We start from the raw sequence: 12,967 nt of genomic DNA on the forward strand, positions 1-12,967 counted from the left end.
ACACCATGACCCGTTACCCCGCCCCCGACATCAATGACCTGCCCGAGGACATCAAGGCCAAAGTGCTGGAAGTGCAGGAAAAGGCCGGCTTCGTGCCCAACGTGTTCCTCGCGCTGGCGCGCCGTCCGGCCGAGTGGCGCGCCTTCTTCGCGTACCACGACGCGCTCATGCTCAAGGAAGAAGGCTCGCTCACCAAGGGCGACCGCGAGATGATCGTGACCACCACCAGCGCGGCCAACCACTGCCTGTATTGCGTGGTGGCCCACGGCGCCATCTTGCGAATTCACGAAAAGAAGCCGCTGGTGGCCGACCAGGTGGCGGTGAACCACCACAAGGCCGACATCTCCCCGCGCCAGAAAGCCATGCTCGATTTCGCGATGAAGGTCTGCCTGGACTCACACGAGATCAACGACGCCGACTTTGCTCCATTGCACCGCCACGGCTTCTCGGACGAAGACATCTGGGACATCGCCGCCATCACCGCGTTCTTCGGCCTGTCCAACCGCATGGCCAGCTTCAGCAACATGCAGCCCAATCCGGAGTTCTATCTGATGGGGCGCGTGCCCAAAACCAAGGCGGCCTGAGCTCAGTCTTGCAGCCGGGCCCGCAACTCGGCCGGGAGCGGCGCCGACTTCTGTTGCGGGAAGTTCACCCACACCGTGGTAGCACCGCCTGAGGCGTACAGCGTGTCCGGATCGTCGGACCGCGTGAGCGTGCACCAGCTCTCGAAACTGCTGCGCCCGGTGTCGCTCACGAACATCGTGGCGATCACATCGCCGGGAAACTCCAGCTGCTTGTGGAAGGTGCAGAACGCGTTGACGATCACCGGGCCTTCCCCCTGCGGGTCGGGCTGGCAGCCGATGCTGCGCATCCACTCGATGCGGATCGTCTCCAGGTAGCGGAAGTACGTGGTGTTGTTGACATGTCCCATGGCATCCATGTCGCCCCAACGGATCGGGATGGTCATGCGGAACACTTCTTTTTTCTGCTCGGGCAACTCGAACTTCATCGGTGGGCCTTGATGGACGCGAGGATGCCCAGCACGAAAAGCGCACACGCGGCCCACTGCAACGCAGCGGGCCAGGCGCCGTCCCAGGCGAAGCTGTAAACGAGACCAAACACGGTCTCGCTGACGATGAGTTGACCCGCCAGACTGGCGCTGAGCCGACGGCTGGCCATGTTCCAGAGCACCGACGCCACCCAGGCCGCGCCGATGCCGGTGACGGCACAGACGATCACGAAGGTGCCGAAGCCCGGGCGTGAGACCAGCGTGGCCAGATCGGTGCCCGCCACCGCCCAGATGCACAACGCGCCTGCACCGGCGGCAACGCCCAGCCAGTTGGCCCACACGGTGGAATTGACTTCCGGGTGTCTGGCCAGCCAACGGGCATTGAGCAAACCGAAGGCCGTCCACGACAGCATGGCCAGCACCGCGTAGACGATGCCCAACCACAGATTCTTGCCCGCGCCTTCGTCCGGCCCGTGCGCCGTGACCTGCATCATCAACACCATGCCCGCCACCGTGAGCAGCAAACCCGGCACCAGCGAGCGCCAGCGCAAACCCTTCGGTTTGCCCAACAGCATGATCCACAGCGGTATGGTGCCGATGATGAGCACGGGCAATGCCGCGCCCGCGGCCTGGATGGCCAGCACCAGCAGCAGGTAGTAACCGGTGTAGCCCAGCAGGCTGAGCCAAAGCGCCGCACCCGCCTGGGCCAGCGTGGGACGCTGCATGTCGCCCCGCAACCCGGCCCACAGCAACAGCACCACCGACAGCAAGCCACACGAGAGGTAGCGCCCCACGGTGAGGTCGATCGAACTGAAGCCGGGGGCGATCAAGGGCGCGACGAAGGTCGTTCCCCAGAATGCGCCGGCCCCCAGACCGGCCAGGATGCCGGTGACCATGCCGGGCGGCCAGCCCGAGGGCCGGCCCAGAACAGCAACGTTCATTCAGGCTCCGAAACCGTCGTCGGCGGCGATGACTGCGCCGTTGATGAAATGGCTCTCGGATGAACACAGCATCACCAGCACCGCGTCCAGATCGGTCGGCACACCCACGCGCTTGCGCGGCAGCATGCCGATGAGCTTCTGCCCCTGCTCGGTCTGCCAGTGGTGGTGGTTGATCTCGGTGTCGATGTAGCCCGGGCAGATGGCATTCACGTTGATGCCGTACTTGCCCCACTCCACCGCCATGGCCTTGGTCATCTGCACCACGGCGGCCTTGCTCATGCAATACACGCCGATCTGCGGCAGGACCTTGAGGCCCGCCATCGACGCGATGTTGACGATGCGCCCGCCCACGTAGGTGCCCGGCGCGGCACCGTTGGCGCGCGCCAGCATGCGCTTGCCCACTTCCTGGGCCACGAAGAACGCGCCCTTGGTGTTGGTGTCGAAAATGAAGTCGTAGTCTTCCTCGTTGACGTCCTGCAGGCGCTGCGTGGTGCTCACGCCCGAGTTGTTGACGAGGATGTCGATGGCGCCCACCTCGGTCTCGGCGTGCGCCACCGCGGCCTTGATGGAGGCACGGTCGGTCACATCCATGGCCACCACGTGGGCGTCTCCGCCCGAGGCCTCGATGTGCGCGCGCAAGGCCATCAGGCGGTCGGTGCGGCGGCTGGCCAGCACCACGGCGGCGCCCGCCTTGGCCAGCGTCTTGGCGAACTGTTCACCCAGGCCGCCCGATGCGCCGGTGATCAAGGCCACGCGGCCCGACAAGTCCATGGTGTATGACACGATACAAGCTCCCAAGTGATGATTAGCACGACCGTTCGATTCCGTGCAGGTGCCGCATAAAATGCTGTTTGTCGAGTGACACGCAAGGCACACTCAGCGCCTTCTCAAAAATCATTATCTGCGAGACCCCCGATGACCCATGATGAATTGCTGACCCAGTACGGCCCACGCGAAGCGATGGAATACGACGTGGTCGTGGTCGGCGGTGGCCCCGCAGGCCTGGCCACCGCCATTCGCCTGAAACAGCTGGCCACCGAGAAGGGCAGCGAGATCAATGTGTGCGTGCTGGAAAAGGGCTCCGAGCCGGGCGCGCACATCTTGAGCGGTGCGGTGATGGACCCGATCGCGATCACCGAACTCTTTCCAAACTGGAAAGAACTGGGCGCGCCGCTGAACCAGCCCGTGACCGGCGACGACCTGCTGGTGCTCTCCGAGACCGGCGCCACGCGCACGCCCGACTGGCTGATGCCGCGCAACTTCCACAACGACGGCTGCTACGTGATCAGCCTGGGTGCGGTCACCAAGTGGCTGGGCGAGCAGGCCGAAGCCCTGGGCGTGGAGATCTTCCCCGGCTTCACCGCGGCCGAGGTGCTCTACAACGACGACGGATCGGTCAAGGGCGTGGCCACTGGCCACCTGGGCCTGGGCAAGGACGGTGAGCCCACCGGTCACTTCCAGCTCGGCATGGAACTGCACGCCAAGTACACCGTGTTCGCCGAGGGCGCACGTGGCCACCTGGGCAAACAACTCATTGCGAAATACAAGCTCACCGAGGGCAAGGACGCGCAGACCTTCGCCATCGGCATCAAGGAACTGTGGGAAATCCCGGCCGACAAGGCCAAGCCCGGTCTGGTGGTGCACACCGCCGGCTGGCCCATGGACAACGACACCTTCGGCGGCGGTTTCCTCTATCACCTCGAAGGCAACAAGGTCACGCTGGGTCTGGTGGTCGGCCTGGACTACCAGAATCCCTGGATGTCGCCGTTTGAGGAGATGCAGCGCTGGAAGACGCACCCCAGCATCCAGGCGCACATCGAAGGCGGCAAGCGCCTGGGTTACGGCGCGCGCGCGCTCAACAACGGCACGCCGCAGGCCCTGCCCAAGCTGGTGTTTCCGGGCGGCGCCATGGTGGGCTGCAACGCCGGCTTTTTGAACGCTGCACGCATCAAGGGCAGCCACGCCGCCATCAAGAGCGGCATGCTCTGCGCCGAAGCCGCCTTCGAAGCGGTGGCCGCTGGCCGCCAGGGCGACGAGCTCGCCGGCTTCCCCGAGCGCTTCGAGAAAAGCTGGCTGCATGAGGAGCTCTGGACCTACCGCAACTTCAAGAACTGGTTCAAGAAGAGTCCACTGCTGGGCAAGCTCATGACGGGCGTGGAGCACTGGTTCCTGCCCAAGGTGGGCGTGAAGACGCCGCCCTGGACGCTGCACAACACCACGCCCGACCACTTGAAGCTGCGCCCGGCCGCCGAGATGCCGAAGATCAGCTATCCCAAGCCCGACGGCAAGATCACCTTCGACCGGCTCTCCAGCGTGTTCGTCTCCAACACCAATCACGAAGAAAACCAGCCGGCCCACCTCACGCTCAAGGACAACAGCGTGCCGGTGCAGATCAACCTGGCCAAGTACGCCGGCCCCGAGAGCCGCTACTGCCCGGCTGCCGTCTACGAGTTCGTGAAGAACGAAGACGGATCGGACCGCCTGCAGATCAACGCGCAGAACTGCGTGCACTGCAAGACGTGCGACATCAAGGACCCGACGCAGAACATCGTCTGGGTGACGCCCGAGGGCGGCGGTGGTCCGAACTACGCGGGCATGTGAGCAAAGTCACGACCTTCGAACATTCATGCACACGGCCGCCCTCGGGCGGCTTTTTCACGCCTGCGATTCACCTCGCCGTCACATGGCGTGACCACAGTGCGGGCTTGTGCCTCCACCACCTGCCTCACCATGCTCAACAAGACCGACAAGGGCCGCGCCGAACTGCAGCCCGGCCAACGCACCCTGGGCCAGCGCGAGCGCGCCGTTCTGCTGGTGGCCGATGGCCGCAAGGCCACGGCATCGCTGCAGGCGCTTTTCGGCGGCCTGGGCGCCGACATCGTGCGCGAGTTGCTGGCCAACGGCTACATCGTTGAGGAAGCACCGCCCGCGCCCGCTGCCCCAGCGCAGCCCGAACCCGTCGCACCCAAGGGATCGGCCGATGCCTTTTCGGGGCCACGTTCCCTCGCCAGCGCACGCATGTTCCTGTTCGACATCAGCGAGCGCATGTTCGCTCCGCGCCACAAGGAGATGGCCGTGCAGTTTCGAGACGCGCTGCGCGAAGCGCGCGACGCAACGGCCATGCTGGCGGTGAGCCGCGAGATGCTCATCTCCATCGAAGGCATGGCGGGCACCGCACGAGCCGACGCGATCAGCGAACGGCTGGCCAAGCTGCTGCCCGAATCGGCCCTGGCAAACGCCTGAGCCACCTCTCTCGGATACACTCGATCGGGTCAGGAGAGTGCCGCCCCCGAGGCGGCCGCCGAAGGCGCAGGAGGCCACCCACGTGGCCCTGAACGCTCAGGCAAAAGGACTGACAAACACGGGCCGCAAGGCCGGTGTACCCCCCTGGAGAGAGATCGCCCACCGAGGCGATCCACCGAAGGAGCAAACGCGGCATCGCCCGCGTGAATCTCTCAGGTAAAGCGGACAGTGGGGCAGCGCACGGATGAACCGTGTTCCGCCCCACCGGGGCCTGCCCCTTTTTGACTGCGAGCCCTCCGTGTCCGACACCGATCTCCTCAAGACCCCGCTGCACGCACTGCACACCGAACTCGGCGCCCGCATGGTGCCGTTTGCCGGCTACAGCATGCCGGTGCAGTACCCGGCCGGCCTGATGGCCGAACACCACCACACCCGCAGTGCCGCCGGCCTGTTCGACGTTTCGCACATGGGCCAGTTGCGCCTGGTCGGGGCGCAGGCCGCCGCCGCCTTCGAATCGCTCATGCCGGTGGACGTGATCGATCTCGCCGTGGGCAAACAGCGCTACGGCCTGTTGCTCAACGATGAGGGCGGCATCATCGACGACCTGATGTTCGTCAACCGAGGCGCGGACATCTTCGTGATCGTCAATGGCGCCTGCAAACACGGCGACCTGGCCCACATCGTTGAGCGCATCGGCAGCCGCTGCACCGTGGAGCCCCGGTTCGAGCGCGGGCTGCTGGCGCTGCAAGGCCCACAGGCCGTGACCGCGCTGCAGCGACTGGTACCCGGCGTCGAAAAACTGGTCTTCATGACCGGCGGCGCCTTCCATTGGCAAGGCGCCGATCTGTTCATCACCCGCAGCGGCTATACCGGCGAGGATGGCTTCGAGATCTCGGTGCCCGGCGGCCGTGCCGAAGTTTTCGCGCGTGCCCTGCTGGCCGAGCCCGAGGTGAAACCGGTGGGCCTGGGGGCGCGCAATTCGCTGCGCCTGGAAGCCGGCCTGTGCCTCTATGGCCACGACATCGACACCACCACCACACCGGTGGAAGCCGCGCTCAACTGGGCAATGCAGAAGGTGCGCCGCACCGGCGGCGCGCGCGCGGGTGGTTTCCCAGGCGCGGCCCGTGTGCTGGCCCAGCTCGACGGCAACGAGGCTCTGAGCCGCAAGCGCGTGGGCCTGATTGCGCTGGAACGCGTCCCCGTGCGCGACCACACCGAACTGCAAACCACCAGCGGCGAGACCATCGGTGACGTCACCAGCGGCCTGCTCGGCCCCAGCGCCGACCAGCCAGTGGCCATGGGCTACGTGAGCCCGGCGCACGCTGCGGTGGGCACGCGCGTGCAGGCCATCGTGCGTGGCAAGCCGGTGCCGATGCAAGTCAGCGCCATGCCCTTTGTTCCCAACCGCTATTTCCGCGGCTGACCCTTTTCTTTTTTCAGGAGATTGCACATGACCACCAAGTACACCGAAGACCACGAATGGATCAGCGTTGACGGCGACATCGCCACCGTCGGCATCACCGTGCACGCACAGGACGCGCTGGGCGACGTGGTGTTCGTCGACCTGCCCGAGGTCGGCAAGACCTTGGCGCAGAAGGACGTGGCCGGCGTGGTCGAGTCCGTCAAGGCCGCGGCCGACGTGTACATGCCGGTGAGCGGCGAAGTGACCGAGGTCAACGAAGCCCTGCGCGCCGACCCGTCGCTGGCCAACAGCGACCCGCTCAAGGCCGGCTGGTTCTTCAAGGTCAGGCTGTCCGACCCCAAGCAGGTCGACGCCCTGCTGGACGAGACCGCCTACGCCGCATTCGCGGCGCAGTGACGAACACCCCCGCCGCGCTTCGCGCGACCCCCTCAAGGGGGCGGCATCTGCGGTCCGGCAAAGCCGGTCCCGCGATGCCTCTGGACAGACATCTCCTCCGAACCATGCATTCTTCTGTTGAGGCTTTCCATGCTGATGCCCTCCGTCAAACCCCTCGGTGAACTCGAGAACCCGTCCGAGTTCGTGGCCCGCCACATCGGCATCAGCGAAGCTGATGAAACGCTGATGCTCTCGGTCATCGGCGAGGCCTCGCGCCGCGCGCTGATCGACGGCATCGTGCCGCGCAGCATCGCGCGCAGCCAGGGCATGCAGTTGCCGCCGGCCGTCACCGAGGCCACCGCGCTGGCCGAGATGAAGGCAATCGCCGAGCAGAACCAGTTGCTCAAGAGCTTCATCGGACAGGGCTACCACGGCACCCACACGCCCGGCGTGATCCTGCGCAACGTGCTGGAGAACCCCGCCTGGTACACCGCCTACACGCCTTACCAGGCCGAGATCTCGCAGGGCCGCATGGAAGCGCTGATCAACTTCCAGACCATGGTGTGCGACCTCACCGGCCTGGCCGTGGCCAATGCCTCCATGCTCGACGAGGCCACCGCCGCCGCCGAAGCCATGACGCTGGCCCGGCGCAGCGTGAAGAGCAAGAGCAACCGGCTCGTGATCGCCGCCGACTGCCACCCGCAGGTCATCGAGGTGGTGCAGACCCGCGCCGCGCCGCTGGGTCTTGAAGTGGCGCAAGCGGGCTCGGCCAGCGAATGGGACACGCTGCTCGACGGCGAGTACTTCGCCGTCATCGCGCCCTATCCGTCCACGAGTGGCCGCATCGACGACCTCAAGGCCGACGCGGACCGTATCCACGCCAAAGGCGCTGCGCTGATCGCGTGCGCCGACTTGCTTGCGCTCACGCTGCTGGTACCACCCGGCGAATGGGGCGCCGACATTGCGGTGGGCACCACGCAGCGTTTCGGCATGCCCATGGGCGCGGGAGGCCCCCACGCCGCGTACATGGCCTGCCGCGACGAATTCAAGCGTTCGCTGCCGGGCCGCCTGGTCGGCGTGAGCGTGGACGCGCACGGCCACCCCACCTACCGCCTGGCGCTGCAGACGCGCGAGCAGCACATCCGCCGCGAGAAAGCCACGTCCAACATCTGCACGGCGCAGGTGCTGCCGGCGGTGGTGGCCAGCATGTACGCCGTGTACCACGGTCCGCAGGGCCTCAAGCGCATTGCGCAGCGCGTGGCTGCCTACACCGCCATCCTTGCGCAGGGCCTGGAACAACTGGGTTGGAAAAGCACCAGCGAGACCGCCTTCGACACCCTCACCTTCAAGGCGGGCGACCGCGCCAGCGCGCTGCTCAAACGCGCGGTGGACGCCGGCATGAACCTGCGCCTGAGCTGGGGCGAATACGTCGGCATCACGCTGGACGAAACCACCACGCGCGAGGACATCGAGAAGCTGTGGGCCGTGTTTGCGTTGCAAGGCCAGAGCCTGCCCGGCTTTGCCGAATTCGAGAGAGGCATCGAGCCGCGCATCCCCACCGAGCTGCGCCGCACCAGCGCCTATCTCACGCATCCGGTGTTCAACACGCACCACAGCGAGACCGGCATGCTGCGCTACATCCGCGCGCTCAGCGACAAGGACCTCGCACTGGACCGCAGCATGATCCCGCTGGGCTCCTGCACCATGAAGCTCAACGCCACCAGCGAGATGATCCCCATCACCTGGCCGGGCTTTGCCAACATTCACCCTTTCGCGCCGGCCAATCAGCTCCTGGGCTACAAGAAGCTCGACGAGCAGCTGCGCGCCTGGCTCTGCCAGGCCACGGGCTACGCCGGCATCAGCCTGCAGCCCAACGCCGGCTCGCAGGGCGAATACGCCGGCCTGTTGGTGATCCAGGCCTATCACCGTTCGCGCGGCGAGAGCCACCGCAACATCTGCCTGATTCCCAGCAGCGCGCACGGCACCAACCCAGCGTCGGCGCAGATGGTGGGCATGCAAGTGGTCGTGACCAAGTGCGACGACAAGGGCAACGTCGACATGGCCGATCTGCAGGCCAAGTGCGAACAGCACAGCGCCAACCTGGCCGCGGTGATGATCACCTACCCCAGCACGCACGGCGTGTTCGAGACCACGGTCAAGGAACTCTGCGCCCTGGTGCACCGCCACGGCGGGCGTGTGTACGTGGACGGCGCCAACATGAACGCACTGGTCGGCGTGGCCGCGCCGGGTGAGTTCGGCGGCGACGTGAGCCACCTCAACCTGCACAAGACCTTCTGTATCCCGCACGGCGGCGGCGGCCCGGGCGTGGGCCCGGTGTGCGTGGTCGAAGACCTGGTGCCCTTCCTGCCCGGGCATGCCACGGGCGGCCTGCCGGTGAACGGCGTGGGCGCCATTTCTGCGGCTCCACTGGGCAACGCGGCCGTGCTGCCGATCAGCTGGATGTACATCCGCATGATGGGCGCCGATGGCTTGAAGCACGCCACCGAGGCCGCCATCCTCGCGGCCAACTACATCAGCAAGCGCCTGGCGCCGCACTATCCCACGCTCTACGCCAGCGCCAACGGGCATGTGGCGCACGAGTGCATCCTGGACCTGCGCCCGCTCAAGGACACCAGCGGCGTGATGGCCGAGGACGTGGCCAAGCGGCTGATGGACTACGGCTTCCACGCGCCCACGCTGTCGTTCCCGGTCGCCAACACGCTGATGGTGGAACCCACCGAGAGCGAGACGCTGGAAGAGCTGGACCGCTTCATCGACGCGATGATCGCAATCCGCGAGGAGATCCGTCTGGTGGAAACCGGCACCTGGCCGCAGGACGACAACCCACTGAAGAACGCGCCGCACACCGCGGCCAGCCTGATGAAGGCCGACTGGCCGCACCCCTATGCCCGCGACATCGGCGCGGCCAGCGCGTCCACGCGGGCACACGCCAAATACTGGCCGCCGGTGGGGCGCGTGGACAACGTCTATGGCGATCGCAACCTGTTCTGCAGCTGCGTGCCGCTGAGCGACCTGGCCTGAAGCCGACTCATTTGCCCTGGCGCAACTCGCGGCGCCAGAGGCGGTTGAGCTCGGCCATCACGGGGCCCGGTGGAGAGCCCACCACGGTGTTGCGCCCGGCCATGTGCACGAAGCCATACACCTTGGCCTGTGGTGCGTCGTACAGCAGCAATGCGCTGTTGTCGTAGCAATCGTGCGGCTTGCAGAACGCCGCCAGCGTGTAGCGGGTGCCCGCCACGGTCTCGGCTTTGAGTTCGGTGGCCGGGCCGTCCATCCGGGCCAGCCAGGGTTGGGACGACAGCGGACCGAGCACACGCTGGTAAGCCGCCTTGAACTGCGCATCCCGTATCAACTCCGATGGCGATGTCGCGGTGCCGGGCTTGACCGGCGCGCGCGCCGCCGCCTGCGCCTGCTGCTCTTCGCGCACCTGTGCCGCCGCCCGCTGGTTGGCGGCCGCATCGCAACGCCGGTATCGCGCCTTCGACAAGGCAGGGCCCAGGTTGGCCAGCACCGCCTTGTCGCCGTCGACGTTGAGGAACTGCCCTCGCGCGTCGGCCTGCACGACAAACAGCATCTCGTGGCGGCCCTGCACCTGCGCGAGCAGAGCCACCAGGTAACCCGGCGGCGGCGACTGCCCGAAGTACGAATGCGCCGCCTGCACCGACTGCGCGGTGAGCCGCCGGTCGCCCTGCTCCACGCTGATGGCGTTGCGCTCCACCCGCACGCGCGGCGACTGCGGCTGGCTGCAATCGATGGCGTACAGCCCACCGTAGAGCTTCAGGCTGTCGGCATCGAGCCCGCTTTGCGCCCCCACCGCACCGCTGACCAGCAGCCCGGCCGCCCCACATGCCCGCAGACCCTGCTTCCAGGTGTTCATGTTGTTCTCCTGCCTGTGCACAGATCGAAATGCTAGGACGGCGCACCCGCAACGTCCACCCACAAGGGATGGCCGGTCATGCATGCGACGCCCCTGCGCTGGCGCAGCCAAGCCGTAAGATCACCCCCTACCCTCACCGCGCTGCCCATGACCGCCCCCGCCCTGCGCGTGCTGAGCCTCATCCCGCCGATGACGCAGCTCAACACGCCCTACCCCTCAACCGCTTACATCACCGGCTTCCTGCGCTCGCGCGGGGTCGACGCGGTGCAGGCCGACCTGGCGCTGGCACTGGTGCTCAAGCTGTTCTCGCCGGCTGGGCTGGAATCCGTGCGCAGCCACGCGCTGGCGCAGCCCGAGGCGCAGCGCACGGCCAGCGTGCATGCCTTCCTCGACCAGTTCTCGCGCTACCGCGCCACCATCGGCCTGGTGATCGCCTTCCTGCAGGGCAGAGACTCGACCCTGGCGCACCGCATCGCCGCGCGCGAGCTGCTGCCCGAAGGCCCGCGCTTTGCCGCACTGGAGGTGTACGTGGACGCGGCACTGAGCGACGAAGGCGGCGATCCGCTCGCCTGGGCGTTCGGCGCCTTGGGCGTGCAGGACAAGGCGCGCCACATCGCCACGCTCTACCTCAACGACCTGGCCGACGTGCTGCGCGACGCGGTCGACGAGCGCTTTGCCTTTGTGCGCTACGCCGAATCGCTGGCCAGCAGCCAGCCCACCTTCGAGCCCATGGCCGCCGCCCTCGCCGCGCCCTTCACCTTGGTCGACGAGATCCTGCACACGCTCACCCTGGCGACGCTCTCACAACACAAGCCCGACCTCGTGTTGCTCTCGGTGCCCTTCCCGGGCGCCTTGTACGCCGCCCTGCGCATCGCGCAGACCATCAAGGCGCAGAACCCGCACATCACGATCGCGCTCGGGGGTGGTTTCGTCAACACCGAACTGCGCGAGCTGGCCGAGCCCCGCGTGTTCGATTTCGTCGATTTCGTGACGCTGGACTCCGGCGAACGGCCCTTGCTGGCGCTGATGGAGTATCTGCAGCGCAAACGCTCCAAGCAGCGGCTGGTGCGCACCTTCGTGCGCGAAGAAGAGACCGTGCGCTACATCAACTTCGCCGAGCCCGAGGTGCCGTTCGAAGAGATCGGCACGCCCACCTGGGCCGGCCTGCCGCTGGAGCGTTACCTGAGTCTGCTCGACATGCTCAACCCCATGCACCGGCTCTGGAGCGACGGGCGCTGGAACAAGCTCACCGTGGCGCACGGCTGCTACTGGAAGAAGTGCAGTTTCTGCGACGTAAGCCTGGACTACATCAGCCGCTACGAAACCGCGTCAGCCGCCACGCTGGCCGACCGCATCGAGACCATCGTGAACGAGACCGGCCAGACGGGCTTTCACTTCGTGGACGAAGCGGCACCACCCAAGGCCCTGAAGGCGCTGGCCGACGAGCTGATCAGCCGCCAGTTGCCGATCTCGTGGTGGGGCAACATCCGGTTTGAAAAAACCTTCACGCCCGAGCTCTGCCAGTTGCTCGCCGACAGCGGCTGCATCGCCATGAGCGGCGGGCTCGAAGTGGCTTCCGACCGGCTGCTCACCCTGATGAAAAAAGGCGTGACAGTCGAGCAGGTGGCTCGCGTCACCAAGGGCTTTTCAGACGCCGGCATCCTGGTGCATGCCTACCTCATGTACGGCTTCCCCACCCAGACCTTGCAGGACACCGTGGACGCCCTCGAATATGTGCGCCAGCTGTTCGAAAACGGCTGCATCCAGAGCGGCTTCTTCCACCGGTTTTCGTGCACCGTGCACTCACCCGTGGGTCTGGACCCGGCCGCCTACGGCATCGAGCTGATCCCGCTGCCCCCGGTCACCTTCGCGAAGAACGACATCGGCTTCATCGACCCCAGCGGCGTGGACCACGACGCACTGGGCGTTGGCCTGCGCAAGGCGATCTACAACTACATGCACGGCATCGGGCTGGATGAAGACGTGCGTGCCTGGTTCAGTCATGTGCCTGGCAAGGTGCCCAAGGCCACTGTCGGCAGAAACCGCATCGCGAAGGCTCTGACCCAGCCAGCCTGAAC

General features: G+C 66.4%; 11 protein-coding genes and 2 riboswitches. Of the genes, 7 read left to right on the forward strand and 4 right to left on the reverse strand.

Going from position 1 to position 12,967, the window contains the following annotated elements:
* Window positions 1-5: 5 nt before the first annotated feature.
* Window positions 6-584, forward strand: coding sequence for a peroxidase-related enzyme (locus tag V6M63_RS08170; protein ID WP_332741090.1), 579 nt, complete (start codon window positions 6-8; stop codon window positions 582-584).
* 2 nt (window positions 585-586) lie between these two features.
* On the opposite strand, the gene V6M63_RS08175 is transcribed toward V6M63_RS08170, so the two are convergent.
* Genes V6M63_RS08175 through V6M63_RS08185 form a run of 3 tightly spaced genes read right to left on the reverse strand, consistent with a single transcriptional unit; the run spans window position 587 to window position 2,733 of the window.
* Window positions 587-1,009, reverse strand: a complete 423-nt coding sequence (locus V6M63_RS08175) for an acyl-CoA thioesterase (RefSeq protein ID WP_332741091.1) — start codon at window positions 1,007-1,009, stop codon at window positions 587-589.
* The gene (locus tag V6M63_RS08180) at window positions 1,006-1,950 is read right to left on the reverse strand and encodes a DMT family transporter (protein ID WP_332741092.1); all 945 of its coding nucleotides are present in this window, start codon (window positions 1,948-1,950) and stop codon (window positions 1,006-1,008) included. The genes V6M63_RS08175 and V6M63_RS08180 overlap by 4 nt, the downstream gene beginning before the upstream one ends.
* On the reverse strand, window positions 1,951-2,733 hold the full coding sequence (locus tag V6M63_RS08185) for an SDR family oxidoreductase (protein ID WP_332741093.1): 783 nt from the start codon (window positions 2,731-2,733) through the stop codon (window positions 1,951-1,953). It abuts the gene before it with no gap.
* Between the two features lie 132 nt (window positions 2,734-2,865).
* Between V6M63_RS08185 and V6M63_RS08190 the strand changes: the two genes are divergently transcribed.
* From V6M63_RS08190 to gcvP, 5 genes are all read left to right on the forward strand, one after another.
* Window positions 2,866-4,551 (forward strand): electron transfer flavoprotein-ubiquinone oxidoreductase, encoded by a 1,686-nt coding sequence (locus V6M63_RS08190; RefSeq protein WP_332741094.1) that lies wholly within the window; start codon window positions 2,866-2,868, stop codon window positions 4,549-4,551.
* Window positions 4,552-4,680: 129 nt separating this feature from the next.
* The gene (locus V6M63_RS08195; protein ID WP_332741095.1) at window positions 4,681-5,193 is read left to right on the forward strand and encodes a hypothetical protein; all 513 of its coding nucleotides are present in this window, start codon (window positions 4,681-4,683) and stop codon (window positions 5,191-5,193) included.
* Window positions 5,194-5,213: 20 nt separating this feature from the next.
* Window positions 5,214-5,315, forward strand: a riboswitch (glycine riboswitch).
* 12 nt (window positions 5,316-5,327) lie between these two features.
* Window positions 5,328-5,432, forward strand: a riboswitch (glycine riboswitch).
* Window positions 5,433-5,437: 5 nt separating this feature from the next.
* Entirely contained in the window at window positions 5,438-6,616 is a 1,179-nt protein-coding gene (gcvT, locus tag V6M63_RS08200; protein WP_442909562.1) for a glycine cleavage system aminomethyltransferase GcvT, read from the forward strand.
* A 27-nt stretch (window positions 6,617-6,643) separates the two neighbouring features.
* Window positions 6,644-7,012, forward strand: coding sequence for a glycine cleavage system protein GcvH (gene gcvH / locus V6M63_RS08205; RefSeq protein ID WP_332741097.1), 369 nt, complete (start codon window positions 6,644-6,646; stop codon window positions 7,010-7,012).
* A gap of 129 nt (window positions 7,013-7,141) precedes the next feature.
* Window positions 7,142-10,033 (forward strand): aminomethyl-transferring glycine dehydrogenase, encoded by a 2,892-nt coding sequence (gcvP, locus tag V6M63_RS08210; protein ID WP_332741098.1) that lies wholly within the window; start codon window positions 7,142-7,144, stop codon window positions 10,031-10,033.
* 7 nt (window positions 10,034-10,040) lie between these two features.
* Here gcvP and V6M63_RS08215 read toward each other — a convergent pair whose 3' ends face one another.
* On the reverse strand, window positions 10,041-10,889 hold the full coding sequence (locus V6M63_RS08215; RefSeq protein ID WP_332741099.1) for an Ivy family c-type lysozyme inhibitor: 849 nt from the start codon (window positions 10,887-10,889) through the stop codon (window positions 10,041-10,043).
* A gap of 147 nt (window positions 10,890-11,036) precedes the next feature.
* Between V6M63_RS08215 and V6M63_RS08220 the strand changes: the two genes are divergently transcribed.
* Window positions 11,037-12,965, forward strand: coding sequence for a B12-binding domain-containing radical SAM protein (locus tag V6M63_RS08220; RefSeq protein WP_332741100.1), 1,929 nt, complete (start codon window positions 11,037-11,039; stop codon window positions 12,963-12,965).
* Window positions 12,966-12,967 lie beyond the last annotated feature (2 nt).

The sequence above is a fragment of the Hydrogenophaga sp. genome, assembly GCF_036675665.1.
Lineage (GTDB): Bacteria > Pseudomonadota > Gammaproteobacteria > Burkholderiales > Burkholderiaceae_C > Hydrogenophaga.

Coding starts and splice junctions, on each gene's coding strand:
- V6M63_RS08170 (WP_332741090.1), top strand. CDS start 6: ATGACCCGTTACCCCGCCCCCGACATCAATGACCTGCCCGAGGACATC.
- V6M63_RS08175 (WP_332741091.1), bottom strand. CDS start 1,009: ATGAAGTTCGAGTTGCCCGAGCAGAAAAAAGAAGTGTTCCGCATGACC.
- V6M63_RS08180 (WP_332741092.1), bottom strand. CDS start 1,950: ATGAACGTTGCTGTTCTGGGCCGGCCCTCGGGCTGGCCGCCCGGCATG.
- V6M63_RS08190 (WP_332741094.1), top strand. CDS start 2,866: ATGACCCATGATGAATTGCTGACCCAGTACGGCCCACGCGAAGCGATG.
- V6M63_RS08195 (WP_332741095.1), top strand. CDS start 4,681: ATGCTCAACAAGACCGACAAGGGCCGCGCCGAACTGCAGCCCGGCCAA.
- gcvT (WP_442909562.1), top strand. CDS start 5,438: ATGAACCGTGTTCCGCCCCACCGGGGCCTGCCCCTTTTTGACTGCGAG.
- gcvH (WP_332741097.1), top strand. CDS start 6,644: ATGACCACCAAGTACACCGAAGACCACGAATGGATCAGCGTTGACGGC.
- gcvP (WP_332741098.1), top strand. CDS start 7,142: ATGCTGATGCCCTCCGTCAAACCCCTCGGTGAACTCGAGAACCCGTCC.
- V6M63_RS08215 (WP_332741099.1), bottom strand. CDS start 10,889: ATGAACACCTGGAAGCAGGGTCTGCGGGCATGTGGGGCGGCCGGGCTG.
- V6M63_RS08220 (WP_332741100.1), top strand. CDS start 11,037: ATGACCGCCCCCGCCCTGCGCGTGCTGAGCCTCATCCCGCCGATGACG.